This window comes from Rhizobium sp. TH135 (assembly GCF_002855515.1).
Classification (GTDB): Bacteria; Pseudomonadota; Alphaproteobacteria; order Rhizobiales; family Rhizobiaceae; genus Allorhizobium.
Genome location: NZ_PKRP01000005.1, coordinates 355,737 through 379,311, shown reverse-complemented (window position 1 = coordinate 379,311; position 23,575 = coordinate 355,737). Strand labels below are relative to the sequence as shown.

24 protein-coding genes and 1 riboswitch are annotated in these 23,575 nt (G+C 62.3%); of the genes, 11 read left to right on the top strand and 13 right to left on the bottom strand.

What is annotated here, in order from left to right; translation table 11 throughout:
- Nucleotides 1-18: 18 nt before the first annotated feature.
- From C0V73_RS17010 to C0V73_RS17000, 3 genes are read left to right on the top strand one after another with little or no spacing between them, the layout of a single operon-like run.
- Nucleotides 19-1,533: an aldehyde dehydrogenase (NADP(+)) gene (locus C0V73_RS17010; RefSeq protein WP_102021167.1), complete on the top strand. Its 1,515-nt coding sequence runs from the start codon at nucleotides 19-21 to the stop codon at nucleotides 1,531-1,533.
- Nucleotides 1,534-1,542: 9 nt separating this feature from the next.
- Nucleotides 1,543-2,472, top strand: coding sequence for a 2-dehydro-3-deoxygalactonokinase (locus C0V73_RS17005; protein ID WP_102021166.1), 930 nt, complete (start codon nucleotides 1,543-1,545; stop codon nucleotides 2,470-2,472).
- 4 nt (nucleotides 2,473-2,476) lie between these two features.
- On the top strand, nucleotides 2,477-3,109 hold the full coding sequence (locus C0V73_RS17000; protein WP_102021165.1) for a 2-dehydro-3-deoxy-6-phosphogalactonate aldolase: 633 nt from the start codon (nucleotides 2,477-2,479) through the stop codon (nucleotides 3,107-3,109).
- Nucleotides 3,110-3,390: 281 nt separating this feature from the next.
- Here the strand turns inward: C0V73_RS17000 and C0V73_RS16995 are convergent, their stop codons facing one another.
- A complete protein-coding gene (locus tag C0V73_RS16995; RefSeq protein WP_102021284.1) occupies nucleotides 3,391-4,179 on the bottom strand; it encodes a thioredoxin family protein in 789 nt (262 codons plus the stop codon).
- A 159-nt stretch (nucleotides 4,180-4,338) separates the two neighbouring features.
- Nucleotides 4,339-7,032, bottom strand: coding sequence for an aconitate hydratase AcnA (acnA, locus tag C0V73_RS16990; RefSeq protein ID WP_102021164.1), 2,694 nt, complete (start codon nucleotides 7,030-7,032; stop codon nucleotides 4,339-4,341).
- A 273-nt stretch (nucleotides 7,033-7,305) separates the two neighbouring features.
- On the opposite strand from acnA, the gene ccmA reads away from it, so the two are divergent.
- Genes ccmA through C0V73_RS16965 form a run of 5 tightly spaced genes read left to right on the top strand, consistent with a single transcriptional unit; the run spans nucleotide 7,306 to nucleotide 10,199 of the window.
- Complete coding sequence (gene ccmA, locus C0V73_RS16985) at nucleotides 7,306-7,953, top strand: heme ABC exporter ATP-binding protein CcmA (protein WP_102021283.1); 648 nt, start codon at nucleotides 7,306-7,308, stop codon at nucleotides 7,951-7,953.
- On the top strand, nucleotides 7,950-8,609 hold the full coding sequence (ccmB, locus tag C0V73_RS16980; protein ID WP_102021163.1) for a heme exporter protein CcmB: 660 nt from the start codon (nucleotides 7,950-7,952) through the stop codon (nucleotides 8,607-8,609). The genes ccmA and ccmB overlap by 4 nt, the downstream gene beginning before the upstream one ends.
- A gap of 59 nt (nucleotides 8,610-8,668) precedes the next feature.
- On the top strand, nucleotides 8,669-9,436 hold the full coding sequence (locus C0V73_RS16975; protein ID WP_102021162.1) for a heme ABC transporter permease: 768 nt from the start codon (nucleotides 8,669-8,671) through the stop codon (nucleotides 9,434-9,436).
- The gene (gene ccmD / locus C0V73_RS16970; RefSeq protein WP_102021161.1) at nucleotides 9,433-9,612 is read left to right on the top strand and encodes a heme exporter protein CcmD; all 180 of its coding nucleotides are present in this window, start codon (nucleotides 9,433-9,435) and stop codon (nucleotides 9,610-9,612) included. Before C0V73_RS16975 ends, ccmD begins: the two co-directional genes overlap by 4 nt.
- On the top strand, nucleotides 9,609-10,199 hold the full coding sequence (locus tag C0V73_RS16965; RefSeq protein WP_102021160.1) for a DsbE family thiol:disulfide interchange protein: 591 nt from the start codon (nucleotides 9,609-9,611) through the stop codon (nucleotides 10,197-10,199). Before ccmD ends, C0V73_RS16965 begins: the two co-directional genes overlap by 4 nt.
- 6 nt (nucleotides 10,200-10,205) lie before the next feature.
- Here the strand turns inward: C0V73_RS16965 and C0V73_RS16960 are convergent, their stop codons facing one another.
- From C0V73_RS16960 to C0V73_RS16910, 11 genes are all read right to left on the bottom strand, one after another.
- Nucleotides 10,206-10,787, bottom strand: coding sequence for a DUF2585 domain-containing protein (locus C0V73_RS16960; protein WP_102021282.1), 582 nt, complete (start codon nucleotides 10,785-10,787; stop codon nucleotides 10,206-10,208).
- A 5-nt stretch (nucleotides 10,788-10,792) separates the two neighbouring features.
- Nucleotides 10,793-11,434: a septation protein A gene (locus C0V73_RS16955; protein ID WP_102021159.1), complete on the bottom strand. Its 642-nt coding sequence runs from the start codon at nucleotides 11,432-11,434 to the stop codon at nucleotides 10,793-10,795.
- Nucleotides 11,435-11,461: 27 nt separating this feature from the next.
- Nucleotides 11,462-12,814 carry a signal recognition particle-docking protein FtsY gene (gene ftsY / locus C0V73_RS16950; protein ID WP_102021158.1) on the bottom strand — a complete coding sequence of 451 codons (1,353 nt, stop codon included), beginning with the start codon at nucleotides 12,812-12,814 and terminating at the stop codon, nucleotides 11,462-11,464.
- 19 nt (nucleotides 12,815-12,833) lie between these two features.
- Nucleotides 12,834-14,126, bottom strand: coding sequence for a tRNA (N(6)-L-threonylcarbamoyladenosine(37)-C(2))-methylthiotransferase MtaB (mtaB, locus tag C0V73_RS16945; RefSeq protein ID WP_102021157.1), 1,293 nt, complete (start codon nucleotides 14,124-14,126; stop codon nucleotides 12,834-12,836).
- Nucleotides 14,123-15,031 (bottom strand): diaminopimelate epimerase, encoded by a 909-nt coding sequence (gene dapF, locus C0V73_RS16940; RefSeq protein WP_102021156.1) that lies wholly within the window; start codon nucleotides 15,029-15,031, stop codon nucleotides 14,123-14,125. Before dapF ends, mtaB begins: the two co-directional genes overlap by 4 nt.
- Before the next feature lie 87 nt (nucleotides 15,032-15,118).
- Nucleotides 15,119-15,724, bottom strand: a complete 606-nt coding sequence (locus tag C0V73_RS16935) for a thiamine phosphate synthase (RefSeq protein WP_102021155.1) — start codon at nucleotides 15,722-15,724, stop codon at nucleotides 15,119-15,121.
- Nucleotides 15,721-16,497 (bottom strand): thiazole synthase, encoded by a 777-nt coding sequence (locus tag C0V73_RS16930; RefSeq protein ID WP_102021154.1) that lies wholly within the window; start codon nucleotides 16,495-16,497, stop codon nucleotides 15,721-15,723. The genes C0V73_RS16935 and C0V73_RS16930 overlap by 4 nt, the downstream gene beginning before the upstream one ends.
- A 1-nt stretch (nucleotide 16,498) precedes the next feature.
- Entirely contained in the window at nucleotides 16,499-16,696 is a 198-nt protein-coding gene (gene thiS, locus C0V73_RS16925; protein WP_102021153.1) for a sulfur carrier protein ThiS, read from the bottom strand.
- Nucleotides 16,693-17,676, bottom strand: a complete 984-nt coding sequence (gene thiO / locus C0V73_RS16920) for a glycine oxidase ThiO (protein ID WP_102021152.1) — start codon at nucleotides 17,674-17,676, stop codon at nucleotides 16,693-16,695. Before thiO ends, thiS begins: the two co-directional genes overlap by 4 nt.
- Entirely contained in the window at nucleotides 17,673-19,511 is a 1,839-nt protein-coding gene (thiC, locus tag C0V73_RS16915; RefSeq protein ID WP_102021151.1) for a phosphomethylpyrimidine synthase ThiC, read from the bottom strand. Before thiC ends, thiO begins: the two co-directional genes overlap by 4 nt.
- Nucleotides 19,512-19,602: 91 nt before the next feature.
- Nucleotides 19,603-19,723, bottom strand: a riboswitch (TPP riboswitch).
- Nucleotides 19,724-19,770: 47 nt separating this feature from the next.
- Entirely contained in the window at nucleotides 19,771-20,856 is a 1,086-nt protein-coding gene (locus tag C0V73_RS16910) for an MBL fold metallo-hydrolase (RefSeq protein ID WP_102021150.1), read from the bottom strand.
- A gap of 307 nt (nucleotides 20,857-21,163) precedes the next feature.
- On the opposite strand from C0V73_RS16910, the gene ffh reads away from it, so the two are divergent.
- The 3 genes from ffh (at nucleotide 21,164) to rpsP (ending at nucleotide 23,508) form a co-directional block, all read left to right on the top strand.
- The gene (gene ffh / locus C0V73_RS16905) at nucleotides 21,164-22,735 is read left to right on the top strand and encodes a signal recognition particle protein (RefSeq protein WP_102021149.1); all 1,572 of its coding nucleotides are present in this window, start codon (nucleotides 21,164-21,166) and stop codon (nucleotides 22,733-22,735) included.
- A gap of 10 nt (nucleotides 22,736-22,745) precedes the next feature.
- The gene (locus C0V73_RS16900) at nucleotides 22,746-23,066 is read left to right on the top strand and encodes a chorismate mutase (RefSeq protein ID WP_102021148.1); all 321 of its coding nucleotides are present in this window, start codon (nucleotides 22,746-22,748) and stop codon (nucleotides 23,064-23,066) included.
- A 67-nt stretch (nucleotides 23,067-23,133) separates the two neighbouring features.
- The gene (rpsP, locus tag C0V73_RS16895; RefSeq protein ID WP_102021147.1) at nucleotides 23,134-23,508 is read left to right on the top strand and encodes a 30S ribosomal protein S16; all 375 of its coding nucleotides are present in this window, start codon (nucleotides 23,134-23,136) and stop codon (nucleotides 23,506-23,508) included.
- Nucleotides 23,509-23,575 lie beyond the last annotated feature (67 nt).

The window sequence follows — 23,575 nt, the reverse complement described above, 5'->3', positions numbered from 1 at the left end:
CAAAAGGAGGCCCAACCCATGGCCTATACACCGACTGGAAAACACCTGATCGCCGGCAACTGGGTTGCCAGCACGGACACTTTCACCTCGTCGCCTGCCACGGGCTCCTCCCACACCTTCTCGAAGGGTACCCCTGCCCTCGTCGATCAGGCGGTGAAGGCCGCCGAAGAGGCATTCGAAACCTTTGCCTATTCGACGCGCGAAGAGCGTGCCGCCTTCCTCGACGCGATCGCCGAGGAAATCGACGCACGTGGTGATGCGATCACCGAGATCGGCGCGCAGGAAACCGGTCTGCCGGAAGCACGCCTGATCGGCGAGCGCGGCCGCACCGTCGGCCAGCTTCGTCTCTTCGCGGCGCATATCCGCAAGGGCGATTACCTGGACCGTCGTCACGACGAAGCCCTGCCCGATCGCAAGCCGCTGCCACGTCCGGACCTGAAGATGGTTCAGCGTCCGATCGGCCCGGTTGCCGTCTTCGGTGCCTCCAACTTCCCCCTCGCCTTCTCCACGGCTGGCGGTGATACGGCGGCGGCACTCGCTGCCGGTTGCCCTGTCGTCGTCAAGGCGCATGATGCCCATCCGGGCACGGGCGAAATCGTCGCCTCGGCGATCGATGCCGCCATCAAGCGCTGCGGCGTGCACCCGGGCGTCTTCTCGCTCGTTCACGGCGGCAGTCGCGATGTCGGTCAGGCCCTCGTTCAGCACCCGCTGATCAAGGCTGTCGGCTTTACCGGTTCGCTCGGTGGTGGTCGCGCGCTCTTCGATCTCTGCGCGCAGCGTCCAGAACCCATCCCGTTCTTCGGCGAGCTCGGCTCGGTCAACCCGATGTTCATGCTGCCCAAGGCGATCGCCACACGTGGCGAAGCCATTGCCAAGGGCTGGGTCGGTTCGCTGACCATGGGCGCCGGGCAGTTCTGCACCAATCCGGGTATCGTCGTGCTGCTCAAGGGCGCTGACGCGGACAAGTATGTCGAGACAGCGACGGAAGCTCTCTCGGCTGTCGGTCCCCAGACTATGCTGACGGATGGGATCGCGGATGCCTACCGCAAGGGTGCCACCAAGATCGCCGGTACCGAAGGTGTTCGTTCGGTTCTCACCTCGACCTGCGACCTGCGCAATGCCACGCCTTACCTGTTCCAGACGACGGCCAAGGACTGGCTCGACAACCATGTGCTTGGCGAAGAAGTGTTCGGTCCGCTCGGCCTGATCGTTATCGCCGAGAGCGAAGACGAAATGGTCGCCATGGCCCGCAGCCTTTCCGGCCAGCTGACGGCGTCGATCCATCTCGCCGATGGTGACGAGACGCTTGGCAAGCGCCTGATGCCTATCCTGGAGCGCAAGGCGGGTCGCGTGCTTGCCAACGGCTTCCCGACGGGCGTCGAAGTGGCAGATTCCATGGTTCACGGTGGCCCCTACCCGGCCTCCACGAATTTTGGTGCCACGTCTGTCGGCACACTCTCGATCCGTCGCTTCCTGCGGCCGGTCTGCTTCCAGGATATTCCGGCCGCGCTTCTGCCGACCGATCTCGCCTGAGGACATGCCGTGACGACATCACCGTTTGCCGCGCTCGTCGACTGGGGCACCAGTAACCTTCGGATCTGGCTGACCGACAGTCAGGGCGAGGTGATCGGTGAACGTCAATCTGCAGAGGGTATGGGCAGCCTGGACAAGGCTGCCTATCCCGCCGTGCTTGAGGGGCATCTCACAGCGCTTGGTGCGTCTCCCGATCTGCCGGTGGTCATCGCCGGTATGGCGGGCGCCCGCACAGGCTGGCGCGAAGCTCCCTATGTGGAAACGCCAGCGCCGCTGGTCGGCCTTTTCCAGCATGCGGTCCAGCCGGAGGGCGTCAGCCGTGCGGTCTATATCCTGCCTGGCGTCTGCCAGCGCGAGGGCGGTGCCTTTGACGTCATGCGGGGTGAGGAAACCCAGCTTGCCGGCGCCCTGGAGCAGGGGCTGGATGACGCTCTCTTCTGCCTTCCGGGCACCCATTCGAAATGGGCTCTCGTCGAGGGTGGACAGGTTCGCAATTTCTCCACCGTGATGACGGGCGAGCTTTTCAATTTGATCAGCCGACAGTCCATCCTGCGCCTTTCCGTTCCAGAGGACGGTGACGCCGAGGCGGATCCTGAGATCTTCGACGCTGCGGTGCAGCAGGCGCTTGAGCCTGGATTTGCGCTAACATCGGTTCTCTTCTCGATCCGCGCCGAGGGGCTGCTTGCTTCGAGCACGAAGATCAATCCGGCGGCGCGCCTCTCCGGTCTGCTGATCGGCGCCGAGATCGCGGCGATCCGCAAAGACCTGACGCGGTATGGCAAGGCCTACCTGATCGGTACCGGCAAGCTGACGCGTCTCTATGCCCGTGCCATCGTCCAGGCTGGCGGCGAGCCGGTTCTCCTTGATGGGGGACTGTTGGTCCGTCGCGGTCTTCTTGCCTCGGCACTTTCTCTTTTCGACCACGAATTCAAGGATTGACCTGATGACCGCATCCGTTGCCTGGCCCACGCTTCGCCGCAATCTTGTTGCTATCCTGCGCGGCATCAAGCCGGAGGAGATCGAAGCCGCAGTGGATGCGCTGCTGGAAGCAGGGTTCGAGGCGATCGAAGTGCCCTTGAACTCGCCCGATCCGTTCGTTTCCATCGAGAAGGCCCGCAAACTTGCACCGGCAAATGTGCTGATCGGGGCAGGGACAGTGCTCGAAGCGTCCCAGGTGGACCGGCTGAACGACGTCGGCGGCAATCTTCTCGTGACACCGAATGTCGAGCCTGAAGTGATTCGCCGTGCGGTTTCGCATGGGATGGTCGCAATGCCGGGCGTCTTTACCCCGACGGAAGCTCTGCTTGCCGCCAAGTGCGGCGCTTCGGCGCTCAAGTTCTTCCCGGCCAGTGTGCTAGGCCCAAGCGGCATTTCCGCCATCAAGGCCATTCTGCCGCCGCATCTGCCTCTCGGCGCCGTCGGCGGCGTATCCGACGCCAACTTTGCGGATTACTGGAAGGTCGGCGTTCGCGCCTTTGGCCTGGGATCCAGCCTCTATAAGCCGGGCGATAGTGCCGCGGTGATCGGTGAGCGCGCCATCAAGAATGTCCAGGCTTACGACGCGCTCGTCGGCTGACAATCATTTGGCTACGAATTCATTGAGGCCTGTCCGGCGTCCACCGGGCGGGCCTTTTCGTTGGCTCTGCTGACGCACCGGTTGTGACAATAATCACGCTGCAAATCAGATAAACGTCGCCGCGCCCAAATTTGAACATACGTGCGCCGCTTTTTGAGATATAGTATAACTAACTTGGTTGGCGCGATGCGCCAAAAGGTCCGGTCTGGCGCATTGACCCCTTACCCCCAGCCCCCCAATGTTTCCAGGCCGGACCACACCAAGTTTCCAGCACGCTGAAATCAGAGAGTCTTTGGCGTGGTCATCATGACGGTGGCCCCAATGATTCGGGACGGATTGCCGCCCTCATCGGCAGCCTGCAGGAGAATGGCGATGCCGTCGCTCTCTTCGTCGCCCATGGGCTTTGCCGGAAGCGTCAGATCAAGCGACTTTCCATCCCACATGCCAACGGTCTGAACGTCGGTCACGCTGTGCCAGTAGTTCAGGCTCTGCCCGAGGTTTTCGCCCTTGAGCACCTCGACGGTCTGGTTCTGGCGGAAATAGACGACCACCACATTTGCCTTGCCGGCGCCCTTACCGATCGTAATCGACAACTGGTCGTCGTGACGCGAGGCCCTTACTGGCACGACCAATCCGTTTCCGCTCGACTTCATGCGGTCCAGTCGCTGATTGACCTCCGATGCGTCGGTGCCCTTCAGATGTTCACGGCCATTCAGCACCGCCTGCGGGGTGTAGACCCCATTTCGACCGAAGGTCTTGGCATAGGCATACTGCCTTGCCGTGTTTTCCTTGGTCGCCAGGGTGTCGGCCCAGCCGAGGTAGTTCCAATAATCGACGTGGTAGGACAGCGCCACGACCTTGCCTTCGCGGACGAGCTGCTCGAATGCGCGGTCCGCAGGAGGGCAGGAGCGGCATCCCTGTGAGGTGAAGAGTTCCACAACGCCCTTCGGCGTCGATGCGTCGTCAGCCTTCGCTGCAGGGGCGGAAAGGATGATGAATGGCGCAAGGACCAAAGCTAACAGCTTTGACCTTGGCTTTCCTCGACCCGTGCTCTTGCTTGCCTGCAACATGCTGATGCGATGCCTTTTCTGCATGGTGCACTTGATACTCTCTCGTGCCCTGTGCGCAAAGTCACGATGGGGTGAAATTTTGGTCAACGGTCCAATTCTCTCACCCACGAAAAAAGCCGCCGGTTACCCGGCGGCTTCTCATCTGTCGTCTTAGAACTTTTAGGCAGCGAGATCGCGCAGAACGGTCTGCAGAATGCCGCCATTGTTCATGTAGGTGACCTCATCCAGCGTATCGATGCGGCAGAGTAGCGGGACATCCTTCACGGTGCCATCGGAGTAGGTGATCTTGGCGATCTTCTTCTCGCGCGGCTTGATGTCGCCTTCCAGGCCTTCGATCGTCACGATCTCGTCGCCCTTGAGGTTCAGCGAGGCCCAGGTGGTGCCGTCTTCGAAGGTGAAGGGCACGACGCCCATGCCGACGAGGTTCGAGCGGTGGATACGCTCGAAGGACTGGGCAATTACGGCCTTGACGCCGAGAAGGTTGGTGCCCTTGGCTGCCCAGTCGCGCGACGAACCGTTGCCGTATTCGACGCCTGCAAAGATGACGAGCGGAACGCCCTCTTCCTTGTACATCATGGCTGCATCGTAGATCGACAGCTCTTCCTTGGACGGATAGTGGACCGTGTAGCCACCTTCCTTGCCGTTCGGACCGAGCATGTGGTTGCGGATGCGGATGTTGGCGAAGGTGCCGCGCATCATCACTTCGTGGTTACCGCGGCGCGTGCCGTACTGGTTGAAGTCGGCCACGGCCACGCCGTTGTCGGTCAGGTAGGCACCCGCCGGAGACGCTGCCTTGATCGAACCGGCCGGAGAAATGTGGTCGGTGGTTATCTTGTCGCCGAAGAGACCAAGGACGCGGGCGCCGTTGATATTCTTCAGGCCCGAGCCAGTCTTGCCCATGCCGACGAAGTAGGGCGGGTTCTGCACATAGGTCGACCTGTCGTCCCATGCATAGGTCTGGCCAGCGGGGACCTGAACGGCCTGCCAGTTGGCGTCGCCCTTGAACACATCTGCATACTTCGATTCGTAGAGTTCGCGCGTGACGTATTTCAGGATGAATTCCTGGATCTCGTGCGAGGTCGGCCAGATGTCCTTGAGGAACACAGGGTTGCCGTCCTGGTCTTCACCGAGCGGCTCCGTGGTCAGATCCTTCTGGACCGTGCCGGCGAGCGCGTAGGCGACGACCAGCGGCGGCGATGCCAGGTAATTGGCCTGGACGTCCGGCGAGATACGGCCTTCGAAGTTGCGGTTGCCCGAGAGCACACCGGCCGTGATCAGGCCCTTATCATTGATCGTCTTCGAGATCGGCGCCGGCAACGGGCCGGAGTTGCCGATGCAGGTGGTGCAGCCGAAGCCGACCAGATTGAAGCCGAGTGCATCGAGCGAGGTCTGCAGACCAGACTTGGCCAGATATTCGCCGACGACCTGAGATCCCGGTGCCAGAGAGGTCTTGACCCACGGCTTGGACTTCAGGCCCTTGGCAACGGCGTTGCGGGCGAGAAGGCCGGCTGCAATCAGTACGCTCGGGTTCGAGGTGTTGGTGCAGGACGTGATGGCGGCAATCGCGACGTCGCCATGGCCGATGTCATAGTCGGTGCCTTCAACAGCGTAGCGGTTGGTCAGCTGGCCCGGCTTCTTGTAGTCGTTTTCCAGCGCCGTTGCGAAGTTCGGAGCGATGGTTTCCAGCGGCAGACGGCCTTCCGGACGCTTCGGGCCGGCCATGGACGGGACAACGTCGCCGAGGTCGAGTTCCAGCGTGTCGGTGAAGACGAGGTCCGAACCGTCGCTGTCGCGCCACATGCCCTGTGCCTTGGAGTAGGATTCCACCAGGGCGATACGGTCCTTGGTGCGGCCCGACATGGTCAGGTAGTTGATGGTTTCGCCATCGACCGGGAAGAAGCCGCAGGTCGCGCCATATTCCGGGCCCATGTTGCCGATGGTCGCACGGTCGGCGAGCGACATCGAATCAAGGCCGGGGCCGAAGAATTCGACGAACTTGGAGACAACGCCCTTCTTGCGCAGCATCTGCACGACGGTCAGGACGAGGTCGGTCGCGGTCACGCCTTCCTTCACCTTGCCGGTGAGCTTGAAGCCGATGACTTCTGGCAGCAGCATGGAGACGGGCTGGCCGAGCATGGCGGCTTCTGCTTCGATGCCACCGACACCCCAGCCGAGAACGCCGAGACCGTTGATCATCGTGGTGTGGCTGTCGGTGCCGACGCAGGTATCCGGATAGGCGGTGGTTTCGCCGTCCTCATCCTTGGTCCAGACGGTCTGGCCGAGGTATTCCAGATTGACCTGGTGACAGATGCCAGTGCCGGGCGGCACAACGCGGAAGTTCTTGAATGCCTGCTGGCCCCACTTCAGGAAGCGGTAGCGCTCGCCGTTGCGCTCGTATTCGAGCTCGACGTTGCGGGCGAAGGCTGTCGGCGTGCCGAATTCGTCGACGATAACAGAGTGGTCGATGACGAGGTCGACAGGAACCAGCGGGTTGATCTTTTCCGGATCACCACCGAGATTGACCATGGCGTCGCGCATGGCGGCAAGGTCGACAACGGCGGGAACGCCGGTAAAGTCCTGCATCAGCACGCGGGCCGGGCGATAGGCGATTTCGGCTTCGGTCAGGCCCTTGTTGGTTAGCCATTCGGCGACGGCCTGAATGTCCTTCTTGGTGACCGAGCGGCCATCTTCGTTACGGAGAAGGTTCTCGAGAAGCACCTTCATCGAGTAAGGGAGCTTCGATACACCGGCAAGACCGTTCGCTTCGGCCTTCGGGATGCTGTAGTAGACATAGTCCTTGCCGTCGACGGTCAGGACCGACCGGCAATTGAAGCTGTCGAGAGATTTAGCCACGGATAGAAACCCCGCATATTCTGATAGCCAACACAATCGTGCGGACGCCTATGCACTTCATGCACATCAGGATGCGGGTACGACCATTTCCGCTGTCCGCCCGTGAAAATCGCTCCTCGCGATGTCCAAGTTCGGCACAAGGATGAACTTCACGCCGGCCGCTGGCGTGGTTGCAGGTCTTATAGATAATTTCTAAGAAAGGCGCCAGACCGACGAAGGACGAAAACGGAAATTTTTATGAGGCAGGCCTCATCCTGCCAGAAGGCGATCATGATCAGGCTTGAAGCCGAAAATCTCTCAGCGCGCCGTGGCGAGGACCTGATTTTCGTTAATGTTTCCTTTACGTTGGCGGCCGGAGAGGCCTTGGTTCTCACAGGCCGAAACGGCTCTGGAAAATCGACCTTGTTGCGTGTCGTGGCAGGGCTGCTTCGCCCTGAAACGGGACGTGCCGTCTGCTTTTCGCAAGCCCATCACGAAGCGCGCCCTGCGGGCGAATTCAGTCACTACCTCGGTCATCGCAACGGTATGAAACGAGAATTGACGGTCGCTGAGAATCTGACCTTCTGGAAATCCTTCCTGGGTGACCTAGGCACGGGGCAAAGCCTTGAGGTCGAAGAGGCGGCAGCGGCCGTCGATCTGGCCGGGATTACGCATCTCCCCTACGGCTATCTCTCTGCCGGTCAGCAGCGACGCTTCGCGATGGCGCGGCTTCTGGTGGCATATCGGCCAGTCTGGATCCTCGACGAGCCGACCGCTGCTCTCGACCGTCGCGCTGACACCATGTTCGAGGAGTTGGTCCGGCGACATAGGCAGGCAGGCGGCATCGTGCTTGCGGCAACCCACCAGCCTCTCGGCATGGAGGGCGCGGCGAACCTGGAGATGCTCGGCTTCGATGGCGTCGATGAGGAGTATGCGGCATGATGGCACTCTTCCTCAGAGACCTGAAGCTCTCGGTGCGTGCCGGTGGTGGCGCACTGATCGGCGTGCTTTTCTTCACGACCGTCGTTGCCGTCATCCCCTTCGGTGTCGGTCCTGATCTCAATCTGCTTTCCCGCATCGGTCCGGCTATCGTCTGGATCGGGGCGCTACTGTCGGCGCTGCTCGGCCTTGATCGGCTCTTCCAGGCCGAGAGGGACGACGGTTCGCTCGATATCCTGCTGATGCAGGAGACGCCGCTGGTTCTCACCGTGCTGGTCAAGTGCCTCGCGCACTGGGTGGCCACCGGGTTGCCGCTGGTCGTGGCCTCCCCCCTGCTCGGCCTTTTCATGAATATGGATGAAGTCGCCATCGGCGCTGTGATGCTGACCCTGCTGGTCGGGTCGCCTGCCATCACCTTTATCGGAGCGGCGGGTGCAGCTGTGGCCGTCGCCCTGCCCCGTGGTGGTCTGCTGGTGTCCATCCTCGTGCTGCCGCTTGCCGTTCCGGTGCTGATCTTCGGTGTCAGTGCCTCCTATGCAGCGGTTGAGGATCCAGCGCCTTTCATGCCGCCCTTCCTCTTCCTGACAGCCATCACACTTCTCTTTGCCGTGATCGGACCTGTGGGTGCAGCCGCTGCCTTGCGCAGCTCGGCGGACTGAGACATTTCAGCTTGACCAGGATCAATTGCAGGCGGGATTGAGACAGGCTAAAACACATCATGACCGACAACAGCCTTGCCATCACAAAAATCGGCGACCTCGCCAATCCCACCCGTTTTCTCGCGCTGGTCGCGCGGATCCTGCCTTGGTTTGCGGGCATCACGGTGCTGCTCTTCGCGGTCGGGCTCTATCTCGGCTTTGCCTCGGAGACCGACTACCAGCAGGGTGATACAGTGCGGATCATGTATGTGCATGTGCCGGCAGCCTGGCTCTCGATGATGTGTTACTCCGTGATGGCCCTTTCGGCGATCGGCACGCTCGTCTGGCGTCATCCGCTGGCTGATGTCAGCCACAAGGCGGCCGCTCCCCTGGGTGCTGCCTTTACGCTGATCGCGCTCGTCACCGGTTCGCTCTGGGGCAAGCCGATGTGGGGCACATGGTGGGTATGGGATGCGCGTCTCACCTCTGTCTTCGTACTCTTCCTGATGTATCTCGGACTGATCGCTCTCAACCGCGCCATGGACGATCCGTCCAAGGCAGCAAGGCTCAGTTCTGTTCTGATCCTTGTCGGCTTCGTCAACATCCCGATCATCAAGTTCTCGGTCGACTGGTGGAACACGCTGCATCAGCCCGCGAGTGTCATGCGGCTTGACGGTCCAACCATCCATCCGGAATTCCTCTGGCCGCTGCTCGTGATGGCGCTGGCCTTTACCCTCCTCTTCTTCACGCTGCATCTGATGGCGATGCGCAACGAGATCTGGCGTCGCCGGGTCGGTGCACAGCGTCGCCTGGCCGCGCGTCAGGCCGGTCGGGAGCATTCAGCATGAGCCACGCTTTTTACGTCATCGGGTCGTATGCCTTGACCGCCGGCATCTGTCTGGTCCTGACCGTCTGGATCTATCTCGACGGTCGGGCGCGGCAGGCGGAACTGAAGACGCTCGAAGCGCAGGGGATCCGGCGACGCTCGGCCTCAGCCTCTTCCGTACAGGATCCGAGCGCATGACGCAGCAGAGCGAAAGCGAGGTACCGGTCGCAAAGGGTCGTGGGCGATACCTGATCGCCGCGCTGCCACTGTTGCTGTTCGCGGGTCTTGCCGCAGTGTTCATGACCCAGCTTCAATCCGGCCGGGACGTCTCCGAGATCCCGTCGGCCTTGCTGGGCACCAAAGCGCCGCCGCTGCAAATGGAGGCACTCGACGGGTCCGAGCGTCCGGCGCTAACCACCGCGGCAATTGACGGCAAGCTCACGCTGGTCAACGTCTTTGCCTCCTGGTGCGTGCCTTGCCGCCAAGAGCATCCGATGCTGCTCGAACTCTCGAAGGACCCCCGGGTCAATGTCGTTGGCATCAACTACAAGGATCGCAACGACAATGCATTGCGGTTCCTCGGGGAACTCGGCAATCCCTATTCTGCGATTGGGGTCGATCCCAACGGAAAGGCTGCGATCGACTGGGGTGTTTACGGCATTCCGGAAAGCTATCTCGTCGGTCCTGACGGCACGATCCTCTACAAGAAGGTGGGTCCGTTCGATCCCGAGACCTTCCAGACGCAGCTGATGCCAGCGATCGAAAAGGCGCTAGCTGGTCTCTGAGAGACCTTAGAGAGCGCCCTGCCAGGTTTTCACCGCCTCGATCGGCCAGACCAGCATCAGAACGTTGAGGGTCAGGTTGTCTCTGATGACGATAGCCGTCAGAACTTCGAATCCCAGCGCAATGACGACCGTCAGCCAGATCGGCATGCGGGCTGCGAATAAGAAGCCCGCGATCATCGCCACCATGTCCATGCCCGAATTCAGAATGCTGTCGCCGGTATAGCCTACCGCCATTGTCGCAGTTCGATAGCGGTCGATCACGATCGGCGAGTTTTCCAGGATCTCCCACGCGGCCTCGATCAGCGCGGCAAGTGCAAGCTTGGCAGTGATCGGCTTCCTGCGCATCACGAGCCAGCCCAGGCCGTAAAACAGGAAGCCGTGGATGATGTGTGACGGCGTATACCAGTCGAACAGGTGCTGCGAGTTGCCGGGCGTATTCACGCCGGCTTCAAAGAGCTTTACGTAGCCGCATTCACAGATCCAGATCCGGCCCATGAGATACTGGGAGACGATCTGAACCAGGATGATGACGAATGTCACCGCCAGCCAGAAACGAGTCGTGGCGTGTTCGCTGCCCTGGCTGGTCATGCTGTTCATTTCTGCTCCTTGTCTTCCAGCGAGTGCTTCATGATCAGTGGCATCTGCGCCAGCGTGAAGAGGATGGTGATCGGCATCGTGCCCCAGACCTTGAAGCTGACCCAGACATCATCCGAGAAGTTGCGCCAGACGACCTCGTTCAGCACGGCGAGGAAGAGGAAAAAGATGCCCCAGCGCAGCGTCAGCTTGCGCCAGCCCTCTGCATCCAGCTGGAAAGCGGCGTTGAAGACATAACCCAGCAGCGATGTACCGAAGGCGAGGCCACCGAGCAGAACAACGCCGAAGAGCGTGTTGACGATGGTCGGCTTCATCTTGATGAAGGTTTCGTCCTGGAGCCAGATCGACAGGCCGCCGAAGACCATGACGACGATACCCGAGACGAAGGGCATGACCGGCAAGTGCTTGAAGACGATCTTGGAGATGATCAACGACAGCACGGTCGCGGCCATGAAAAGGGCGGTCGCAATCAAGAGCGGTCCGCCGATCGCGGTCAGCTCCGGAAAGGTCTTGGCCAGCCACTCGCCGCGCAGGTTGCCGAAGAAGAAGATCAAGAGCGGTCCGAGTTCGAGCGCCATCTTCAGCAGAGGATTCTGCTTTTCAGCCTTGGACGCGTGGGTATCGGTGGATGTGTCCGACATGATGTCGTTCCCTAATGTTTCCGGCGCTCAGCGCGCAATGCCGGCAATGGCGCTGGCGAAGTCTTCCGCCTCGAAGGGTTCGAGGTCGTCGATGCCTTCGCCGACGCCGATGAAATAGACGGGCAGCTTGTGCTTGGCGGCGATGGCAACCAGAATGCCGCCGCGCGCCGTGCCGTCGAGTTTGGTCATGATCAGGCCGTTGACGCCCGCGATGTTGCGGAAGATCTCGACCTGCTGCAGCGCGTTCTGGCCCGTCGTCGCGTCGAGCGTCTGCAGCACGGTATGCGGGGCATCCGGATCGAGCTTGCCGAGAACGCGGACGATCTTTTCGAGTTCCGCCATCAGCTCCGCCTTGTTTTGCAGGCGACCGGCGGTGTCGATGATCAGGACGTCGGATTTCTCCGCCTTGGCCCGCTCGAAGGCTTCATAGGCGAGGCCGGCTGCGTCGGCGCCGAGCTTGGTGCCGATGAAGGTCGAGCCGGTGCGGTCCGCCCAGATCTTCAGCTGTTCGATGGCCGCGGCGCGGAAGGTATCACCTGCGGCGAGCATCACCTTCAGCCCCGAGCCCGAAAGCTTGGCGGCCAGCTTGCCGATCGTCGTCGTCTTACCGGTGCCGTTGACGCCGACAACGAGGATGACATGTGGCTTGTGGCTGAGATCGAGCGCCAGTGGCTTGGCCACCGGCTTCAGCACCTTGACGATCTCGGTCGCCATGATCTTGGTGACATCCTCGCCGGTCACATCCTTGCCATAGCGCTCGGAGGCCAGCGTGTCCGTGACGCGCAGGGCCGTTTCGACGCCGAGGTCGGCCTGGATCAGCAGGTCTTCCAGTTCTTCCAGCGTCTCGTCGTCCAGCTTGCGCTTGGTGAAGAGGGCGGTGATTTGGCTCGTCAGCTGCGAGGAGGTGCGGAAGAGCCCCGCCTTCAGCCGCTGGAACCAGCTCAGCTTTTCCGCAGGCGCTGAGGCTTCCGGCTCCGGAGCTCTCGCCTCAGCCGCGGCGAAACCTTTGGGCAGAACGGGGACAACGGGCTCCAATGCCGAATCCGAGACGGCCGCAGATTCACCTTCTGCCTCCGGCTCGTCGGCTTTCAAGGCTTGAGCTTCTTCAACCTCTTCCTCGGCTTCCGCCTCGAGCAGTTCGAGCGGCACTATCGAGAGATCTTCAGGCGAAAGATCATCGGACGGGCCGCCGGCCGTTTCCATTTCTTCTGCGAGAACCGGATCCTCGGCAACGGGCAAATCTTCGTCGCGACCCTTCGGCTCGCTTTCGGCCGAGATCGCAGCCTTCTCCTCGGCCGTCAGCTCCGCCGGCACCGCAGGCGCTTCTGCGGGCTTCTCCTTGCCGAAGGTGAAGACTTTCTTGATGAAGCCGAGGGCCATGGTCACTCTATTCCGTCTGTCAGGCAGCCGCGCTTGCCGCTGCCGATGCAATCGTCAGATGGCGGCCGGTGTGGCCGCCGATCGAGACCTCGACGAGGCTGCCGGGGTTCATGCCGGGCGCTGCAACGAGGGTGAAGTCTTCCGTATGCGCCATTTCGTTGCGCTCGACCAGCAGCTTCTGGCGGGTGCCGACATGCGAGGCAAGATGCACAGCCTGCAATCCTTCGGCCACCGCGCGAAGCTCCGCGGCACGCGCCTTGACGAGTGCCCGGTCGAGCTGCGGCATGCGCGCTGCCGGCGTGCCGGGGCGGGGGCTGTAGGGAAAGACATGCAGATGGGCGATGCCGATTTCCTCGGCGAGGCGCGCGGAGTTTGCCGCCATCTCCTCGGTCTCTGTCGGGAAACCGGCGATCATGTCGGCACCGAAGGCAAAGCCAGGGCGCAGGCGCCGGACCTGCTCGGCAAAGGCAATCGCATCGGCGCGGGAATGCCGCCGCTTCATGCGCTTCAGGATCATGTCGTCGCCGTGCTGCAGCGACAGATGCAGATGCGGCATGAAACGCGGCTCATCGGCGATCAGGTTGAAGAGATGGCTGTCGGCCTCGATGCTGTCGATCGAAGAGAGGCGCAGGCGCAGGATCTGCGGCACCTGCTTCAGCAGTGTCTTGGCAAGAAGGCCGAGCGTCGGATTACCGGGCAGGTCTGCGCCGTAACTCGTCGCATCAACCCCGGTCAGCACGATCTCACGATAGCCGTTTTCGACGAGCTTGCGCGCTTGGTCTACGACGGCGCCCATCGGCACGGAGCGTGAATTGCCGCGACCGTAGGGAATGATGCAGAAGGTGCAGCGATGGTCACAGCCATTCTGCACCTGCAGGAAACCACGCACATGGCCATCGATATGCGCCACCATTTGCGGTGCCGTCTCGGTCACGCTCATGATGTCGTTGACGGCCACCTTCTCTTCCGCCGAGACGCCGAAATCCGGCAGGCGGCGATAGTGCTCAGCCTTGAGCTTCTCCTCGTTGCCAAGCACAGCATCGACCTCGGGCATATCAGCGAAGTTTTGCGCCTCCGTCTGGGCAGCGCAGCCCGTGACGATGATGCGGGCTTCCGGGTTTTCCCGTCGCGCCCGGCGGATCGCCTGGCGTGCTTGGCGCACTGCCTCGGAGGTGACCGCACAGGTGTTGACGAGGATCGCGTTATCGAGGCCGGCCTTGGCGGCCTCGGCCTTCATGACCTCGGACTCATAGGTGTTCAGGCGACAGCCGAAGGTGATGACCTCGACGGCGCCATGTCGCGCGGAGGTCACTGGGTGGCGGCCTCTGCATCGGCGCTTGTGTCGCGCTGCCAGCTGCCGGTCGCCGGATCAACCGTGCCCGACCATTCCCATTCGGCGGGACCGGTCATGACGACCTTGTCGTCGGCGCGCCAGTCGATGGTCAGTGTGCCGCGGTTCGGGCTCGACGCCACCGTGATTGTCACCTTACGCTCGGTGCGTCCCGTGCGGGCGGCCGAGACACCCGCGGCGCAGGCAGCAGAGCCGCAGGCGAGCGTCAGGCCGGCACCGCGTTCCCAGGTGCGCGTTATCATGGTTGTCTTCGAGGTGACGTGGGCGAGCGTGATATTGGCCTTTTCCGGGAAGATAGGATGGTTTTCGAGAAGCGGCCCGAAGCGCTCCAGATCATAGGTCATTGGATCGCGATCGACCCAGAAGACAGCATGCGGATTGCCCATCGACATGGCCGAGGGCGAATGCAGGATCGGCGCGTCGATCGGGCCGATCTGCAGCTCGATGCGGCTGGTGTCGTGGAATTCTTCAGACAGCGGGATCTTGTCCCAGGCAAAGACGGGCTTGCCCATGTCGACGGAGATCGTGCCATCCGCATGTTCAACGGCGTTCAGGATGCCGGCGATGGTCTGGAAGGTGAAGCTCTTGCGGCCGGTTTCGCTGGCAAGCGCCTGCACAACGCAGCGCGTGCCGTTGCCGCAGGCCTGGGCCTTCGAGCCATCGCAATTCAGGATGTCGATATAGGCGTCGGTGCCGTCGAGCTTCGGATCGTGGATCGCCATGATCTGGTCGAAGGCAGTCGCCGGGTCGGCGGCGAGCGCAACAGCGGCAGCTGGCGTCACCCGGTCGGTGCGACCGCGCATGTCGACGACCAGGATCTTGTTGCCAAGCCCGTTCATCCTAGCGAATTCGACCCGATCCGACATCGTCACTCCAGAAAGCTGCATTTTCAGCCTATATGGCGGAAAAGCAGCCGAATTACCAGTGGAGCGGCCGAAACCGCACATGCATGGTCAACGCCAGCGCTCGGTCACATCAAGCCATTCCCGCGTTCGCGCCTCGGGATCGGCATGCAGGGTAATGTCCGTCACCACTGCCGCACTGTCGGCACTTGCTGCGAAGACGCCAGGTAGACGATCGGGGCGAAGCCCGCCAATGGCAACCAGGGGCAGGGGGGCGATCTTTTCCTTCCACACCGTCAGCCGTTCCAGGCCTTGCGGAGCCCAGGGCATCTTTTTCAGGATCGTCGGATAGACCGGGCCGAGGGCAACATAATCAGGCTTGGCGGCCAGCGCCTTTTCAAGCTCGGCCTCGTCATGGGTCGAGAGGCCGAGTTTCAGGCCCGCGCTGCGGATCGCGGCGAGGTCTGCCGTTGCCAGATCCTCCTGGCCGAGATGGACGAAGTCGCAGGCCTCGTCGATGGCGATCTGCCAGTGGTCGTTGACGATGAGCTGGCAGCCGTGATCAGCACAGCATTGCCGGGCGCGGCGGATGTGCTGGCGAAGCACGCTTTCCTCAGCGTCCTTCATCCGCAGCTGCACCAGCTTCACGCCCAGCGGCACAAGCCGCTCGATCCAGTCGGCGCTGTCGACGATGAGGTAGAAGGGATCGAGCTTCATGCGAAGACCCCCTTTCCGATCACGGGCGTTGACGGGATCGCCATATCGCGCGGTTCCAACATGCCCGCTTTATGGGCGATCTGCCCTGCCGTGATTGCACTCGCAAAGGCCTCTGCCATCGCGGCCGGATCGCCGGCGCTGGCGACGGCGGTGTTGAGCAACACGGCGTCATAGCCGAGTTCCATAACGGTGGTCGCATGGGAGGGACGACCGATGCCGGCATCGACGATCAGCGGTACGTCAAGAAATTCCGCCCGCATGGATCTGAGTGCCGGCAGATTCTGCGGCCCCATGGCGCTGCCGATCGGCGCGCACCAGGGCATCAGCACGCGGCATCCGGCGGTGAGCAGCTTTTCCCCAACCACCAGATCGTCGGTCGTGTAGGGGAAAACCTCGAAGCCCTCGGAACCGAGGATCTTCGCCGCTTCCACCAGTTCGAAAACATCCGGCTGCAGCGTGTCGTGATGGCCGATCACCTCAAGCTTGATCCAGGTGGTGCCGAAGACCTCCCGCGCCATCTTCGCCGTCAGCACCGCCTCGCGGGCGCTGTGGCAGCCGGCGGTGTTGGGCAGGACGTGGACGCCGAGGTCGCGGATCAGCTGGAAGAAGGCCCCACCCGCCTTGCCGCCTGCGGTTTCCCGGCGGAGCGAGACGGTGACGATCTCTGTCTTCGATCGCCGCACGGCCTCCGCCAGGATCGCGGGCGAGGGGTAGCGCGCGGTGCCGAGCAGGAGGCGCGATGAGACGGACTTGCCATAGAGTTCCAGGGTCATCTCAGCCTCCCTGCATGGGCGAAAGGATCTCGATCCGGTCGCCATCGTTCAAAGGATGAACAGCTCGCTCCTCGCGGTGAACTAGGTCGCCGTTGACGGCGGTTGCCAGCCAGTCGCCCCCATAGTCGAGCTTGGCGAGCAGATCGGCGAGGTTGCCTGCATCCAGCTCCAGGGGTTCTCCGTTGACGGTGAGCTTCATGCGGTCCTCCTTTTCTCGGATGCGTGTGTGGTTGTCAGCCTCTCTGCCGCCTCACGCGCCAGTGCAGGTGCCATCAGAAAGCCATGGCGGTGCATGCCGGCCACGGCCAGGCCTTCGGGTGTTTCGATGAGGCGGGGCACATTGTCCGGGAAAGCCGGGCGGATGCCGGTGCCGGTTTCCACGATGCGCGCCTCGGCAAAGGCCGGGTGAAGCGCATAGGCGGTGTTCAGCAGCTCCATCATCGAACGCGCCGTGATCGGCCCGTCATCCTCAGTCTCGATCATGGTCGCGCCCAGCATGAACAGCCCGTTGCCGCGCGGCACGATGTAGAGCGGGTGGCGGGGATGCAGGAGCCGCACGGGACGGGAGAGGGTGACATCGCCTGTCTCCAGATAGAGCATCTCTCCGCGCACACCACGCAATCCGTCGATCTCACCGATCGCCTGTGGTCCCCTGCAATCGACGACGCTCGCATAGTCTCTCGCATCTCCTGCCTCCTCCCCGAAGCGGAAGGAGACACCGAGCTGCCGCGCTGCCTGATAAATCCCTCGCAAGGCTTGGCGCGGATCGAGATGGCCCTCCTCTGCGAAGAAGAGGCCGGTGCCGATTCGCCCCGCGAGATCCGGCTCAAGCTCTGCGATCTCTTCCTCGCCCAGCCAGCGAAGGCCGCGCGTACGGTTCGCAAAGCGCTTGAGGTCGGCGAGATCGCGCGGATTGGCCAGCACAAGCGTGCCCTGGCGCTGGACGAGACCGGGTACGGCCTCGTCCCACCAGTCGGCAGCCAAGAGACCCGATGTCAGCACGATCTCTTCCGCCGCCTCCCGCTCGCAACAGGGGGCGAGCATGCCGCCCGCCCAATGGGAGGCGCCAAGCCCGATATCGGCTCGGCGCTCCACGACCTCGACAGGGATACCCCTGCGTGCCAGTTCCAGCGCCGTCGCCAGCCCCGCGACACCGGCGCCTTTTACCAGAACGGTCATGACCTTTCTCCCGTCTCCAGCGCTGCGATCTCGTCTGCCGTCATGTAGAGATCGCCGCCGGCGCGGTATTTCTCCGCCATGGCGGTCAGGCCCTCCTTCTGAGCCTCGGCGCGGATGTCATGCGAGATGCGCATCGAGCAGAATTTCGGCCCGCACATCGAGCAGAAATGGGCGACCTTGTGCGCCTCCTTCGGCAGGGTCTCGTCATGCATGGAGCGCGCGGTTTCCGGGTCCAGCGACAGGTTGAACTGGTCCTCCCAACGGAACTCGAAGCGGGCACGGCTGAGTGCATCGTCACGTAGCTGGGCTGCCGGATGACCCTTGGCGAGGTCGGCGGCGTGCGCTGCGATCTTGTAGGTGACAACGCCCGTCTTCACGTCGTCGCGGTCGGGCAGACCCAGATGCTCCTTCGGCGTGACATAGCAGAGCATCGCCGTGCCGAACCAGCCGATCATCGCAGCACCGATGCCGGAGGTGATGTGGTCGTAGCCGGGTGCAATATCCGTCGTCAGCGGCCCCAGCGTATAGAAGGGGGCCTCGCCGCAGGTCTTCAGCTGCTTGTCCATGTTCTCCTTGATCTTGTGCATGGGAACATGGCCGGGTCCCTCGATCATCACCTGGCAATCCTTAGCCCAAGCGATCTGCGTCAGCTCACCCAGCGTCTCCAGTTCGGCAAACTGGGCGGCATCATTGGCATCGGCAATCGAGCCGGGGCGCAAGCCATCGCCCAGCGAGAACGACACATCGTAGGCGCGGCAGATGTCGCAGATTTCCTCGAAATGCTCGTAGAGGAAGCTCTCCTTGTGATGATGCAGACACCACTTGGCCATGATCGAACCGCCGCGCGAGACGATGCCGGTAACGCGGTTTACGGTGAGCGGGATGTAATGCAGCCGCACGCCGGCATGGATGGTGAAATAGTCGACGCCTTGCTCGGCCTGCTCGATCAGCGTGTCGCGATAGACCTCCCAGGTCAGGTCCTCGGCAATGCCGCCGACCTTTTCCAGTGCCTGATAGAGCGGCACGGTGCCAATGGGCACCGGCGAATTGCGGATGATCCAGTCGCGGATGTTGTGAATGTTGCGACCGGTGGAGAGATCCATGACCGTGTCGGCGCCCCAGCGGATCGCCCAGACCATCTTCTCGACCTCCTCGGCCATGGAGGAGGTGACGGCCGAATTGCCGATATTGGCGTTGATCTTCACCAGGAAATTCCGGCCGATGATCATCGGCTCCAGTTCGGGGTGGTTGATGTTGGCGGGGATGATCGCCCGGCCCAGGGCGATCTCCTGCCGGACGAATTCCGGCGTCACGTGATCGGGGATCGCGGCGCCAAAGCTTTCGCCGTCACGTACAAGCACTTCTTTCGCAGCCTTGCGGCCAAGGTTTTCGCGGATCGCCACATATTCCATCTCTGGCGTGATGATGCCGGCGCGGGCATAGGCAAGCTGCGTCACGGCCTTGCCGCCCGTGGCGCGAAGCGGCTGATGTTTCACGGGAAACGCCGGCGTCAACTTTTCGGCAGAGACGAAGCCGTTGTCCTCGGGCTTTACATCGCGGCCCTCATAGGCCTCGACATCGCCGCGTATCTGGACCCAGGCTGTCCGGTGTCGGGCAAGCCCCTGGTCGATGGCGATGGTCGCCTGCGGGTCGGTATAGGGACCTGAGGAGTCATAGACATTCACAGGCGGTTCGCCGGAGGTCGGGTGCAGCGCGATCTGGCGCAGGGGCACCCGGATATCCGGGTGCATGTCCCCTGCTAAGAAGATCTTGGTCGAGGCGGGAAGCGGCCCTGCGGTGACGTCGGGCTTTGGGAAGTTAGGGGCAATGTTCATCATGGAGCTCCAAGTGTTCAGGTTGGAGACCCAGTCATGTCAGCCGGAATGATGGAAAGACGCCACGGGATTCGGGTTTTCGAATCGTCATTTTGCAGCGCTCGCACCGTCCCTACGCCAGTATGAACTGGATCAGGTTCAACGGGTCACCGCGCTGCCATTTCGGCGTAGCGATATCTCAGCCCCTTGTCGGGACACCCCTGGTGAATGCGTGAAGTGTGGTCAAAAGCGTGAGCCGTGTCAACGCGCCTCGTGCCCCTCAAGCGTTTGTGAGAGGCACCTCGAACTGCTGGCCGGAGCGCAGGCCCTTGAAGCGCTCATTGCCGATCCCGGCCGCAGACATGGCCGTCACAAGCGCCCTCGGCGGATCGTCGATGCCTTCATTGGTGAGCTGGAAGGTGCCGAAATGGTGGCCGATGCCAAAGGCCGCCCCGCTCAAGCGGAAGCCTTCGATCGCCTCTTCCGGGTTCTGGTGCTGCGCCTTCATGAACCAGCGCGGCTCATAGGCACCGATCGGCATGATGGCGAGCCTGATGTCGCCGTGCTTGGCCTTGAGTTCACGGTAGTGCTTGCCCTCGGCATAGCCGGTGTCACCAATATGGTAGATCTTGCCGCCCGGTGTCTCCAGAACGAAGGCCGCCCAGAGCGCCATGCGCCTGTCGCCCATGCCGCGCGCCGACCAGTGGTGGCAGGGCTCGCAATGGACGATGACGTCGTTGCCAATCTCGAGCCGGTCACCCCAGTCCATGACGTCCGCTTGCAGCCGAGGCACGTCGCTGCGGATGATCGTGTCGTTGCCGAGAGGCGTGACCAGGCGCGGGTTGTCCCGCGCGATCAGCCGTTTCAGGGTCGCGATGTCGAGATGGTCGTAGTGGTTGTGCGTGACGATCACGATGTCGATCTTCGGCACATCGTCGAAAGCGACACCCGGCGGATTGTTGCGTTTCGGCCCGGCAAAGGAGACGGGGCTTGCCCGTTCCGACCAGACCGGGTCGGTCAGGATGTTCAGCCCCGCCGTCTGGATGAGAAGCGTCGCATGGCCGACCATGGTGACGACCAGTCGGCTCCCTTCGACGCGCGGCTCCGGCCTGGTCGTGACGAAATCGGCCGCAGCCACTGCCTTCGGCCAGTCGATCTTGCCGCCGCCGAATTGCCAGCGGAGCAGATCGGTGAAGCCACGCGGCTCTTCACCACCCGGATTGAAGAAGACCTTGCCGTCGAAATGATCCGAGAGGGGACCGGAATAGTAGCGGTTGCCGGCCTGTGCTTCACGCATGCCGAGGCCTCCGAGTGTGGCGGCAACGAGCCCGAAGCCCGACCATTTGAGAAAGCTGCGTCTGTTCATGGCTCACCCATATGTGGTTTCGTCAATTCTACGGCAATAGGGTTGATACAGATCGCTTAACGTCGCCGAATCCCTGAAAATCGGGGCTTCGCTTGACTTCCAGGCCATTTTCCTATTTATCCCGCGCAATCTGCGACGAGACAAGCACTCCGAGCCGCCGACCGGGACCCGTAAAGGTATAAAGAGTTCCCGGAGGTCAACACCCGACAGCGCGTTGCGCCCTCGGGTGCTTTTTGGCTTTGCGTCTTGTTTTCCGCGTGGAGAAGACCGAGGTTTCGGGTGTCCGAAACCATGCAAGGAAGAGCCGATGTTTGAAAACCTCCAGGACCGTCTTGGCTCCATTCTGAATGGACTGACCGGCCGTGGCGCCCTGTCCGAGGCGGATGTCTCGGCAGCGATGCGCGAGGTCCGTCGTGCGCTTCTCGAAGCCGACGTCGCGCTTGAAGTCGTCAAGGGCTTCACCGACCGTGTCCGTGAAAAGGCCGTTGGCGCCGCCGTCCTGAAGTCGATCAAGCCCGGCCAGATGGTCGTCAAGATCGTCCATGACGAGCTGGTCGAAATGCTCGGCACCGATAGCGTGGGCGTTGACCTGATGGCTGCCGCCCCCGTCGTGATCATGATGGTCGGCCTCCAGGGCTCGGGTAAAACCACCACGACCGGCAAGATTGCCAAGCGCCTGACGGATCGCGAGAAGAAGAAGGTCCTGATGGCCTCCCTCGACACGCGTCGACCGGCAGCCCAGGAGCAGCTACGCCAGCTCGGCGTCCAGACCGGCATCGATACGTTGCCGATCATTGCAGGCCAGTCGCCAACCGATATTGCATCGCGTGCTGTGCAAGCCGCGAAACTTGGCGGCCATGATGTCGTCATCCTCGACACCGCCGGCCGTACACATATCGACGAGCCGCTGATGATCGAGATGGCCGAGATCAAGGCCCGCTCGAAGCCGCATGAAATCCTGCTGGTCGCCGACGCGCTGACCGGTCAGGATGCCGTCAATCTCGCCCGCAACTTCGACGAACGCGTCGGCATCACCGGCCTCGTGCTGACCCGTATGGACGGTGACGGACGAGGCGGTGCAGCCCTTTCGATGCGTGCCGTCACCGGCAAGCCGATCAAGCTGATCGGCGTCGGCGAAAAGATGTCGGAGCTCGATGAGTTCCATCCGCGCCGTATCGCAGACCGTATCCTCGGCATGGGCGATATCGTCTCGCTGGTCGAAAAGGCCGCCGAGAACATCGACGCGGAAAAAGCCCGCGCCATGGCCGAGAAGATGGCCAAGGGCAAGTTCGACCTCAACGACCTGGCAGAACAGATCAAGCAGATGCAGGCCATGGGCGGCATGGGTGGGATCATGGGCATGATGCCGGGCATGGCCGGCATGAAGGACAAGATTTCGGCCGCCGGCCTCGACGACAAGGTCTTCAAGCGCCAGCTCGCGATCATCTCCTCGATGACCCGCGCCGAGCGCGCCAATCCTGATATCCTCAAGCATTCCCGCAAGAAGCGCATTGCTGCCGGCTCCGGCACGGACGCCTCCGACATCAACAAGCTGCTCAAGATGCATCGCCAGATGGCCGACATGATGAAGGCCATGGGCGGCAAGAAGGGCGGCGGCATGATGAAGCAGATGATGGGCGGCCTTGCCTCGAAGATGGGTCTTGGCGGCATGGGCGGCGGCATGGGCATGCCGGACCTGTCGAAGATGGATCCGAAGCAGCTCGAAGCCCTCGCCAAGCAGGCGGAAGCCGCCGGTATCAAGCCGGGTGGCCTGCCCGGTCTGGGCGCCGGTGGCCTGCCGGGTCTCGGTGGTCCGAAGCTCCCCGGTCTCGGCGGTGGCGGTTTCCCGGGCCTTCCCGGCCTGCCGAAGAAGAAGTGAGGAGGGGCGCATGACAGATCAGAGTGTGAAGCAGCAGCTTGCCGGCTACCGGCAGTCGATCGACAATATTGACGCTGCGCTGGTGCACATGCTGGCTGAGCGCTTCCGCTGCACCAAGGCCGTCGGCGTGCTGAAGGCCACCTACGAATTGCCGCCGGCAGACCCGGCGCGCGAAGAATACCAGATCGCCCGCCTGCGCCGCCTGGCTCAGGATGCTCATCTGGATCCGGATTTCGCCGAGAAGTTCCTGAACTTCATCATCACCGAAGTCATCCGGCATCATGAAGCCATTGCCGCCGAACATGGCGGTGCAACCGAAAAGACCGCCTGACGGCGGCCTCAACAAGAAAAACAGGCATGCCCCGGCAGCCTGCATCGAAAACCTAAGGAGTAATGCAATGTCCCTCAAGATTCGTCTCGCCCGCGGTGGTTCCAAGAAGCGCCCGTACTACCAGATCGTTGTTGCTGACGCCCGCGCTCCGCGCGACGGCCGTTTCCTCGACAAGGTCGGTTCCTGGAACCCGATGCTCGGCAAGGACAACGAAAAGCGCGTTGAGCTCAACGTTGAAGCCATCAAGGCATGGGTTGCCAAGGGCGCCCAGCCGACCGACCGCGTCCTGCGCTTCATGGCTGAAGCCGGTCTCGCCGAGCGCGCTGCCCGCGTAAACCCAGACAAGGCAAAGCCGGGCAAGAAGGCCCAGGAACGCGCCGCCGAGAAGGCACAGAAGGCAGCCGACGCTGCTGCCGCTGCTTCGGAAGCCGCCGCAGAATAATCGGCATCCAGCCGTTTACAGCGGGCGGTGGGTCACCCCACCGCCCGTTTTTGCGTTTTCTTTCCCC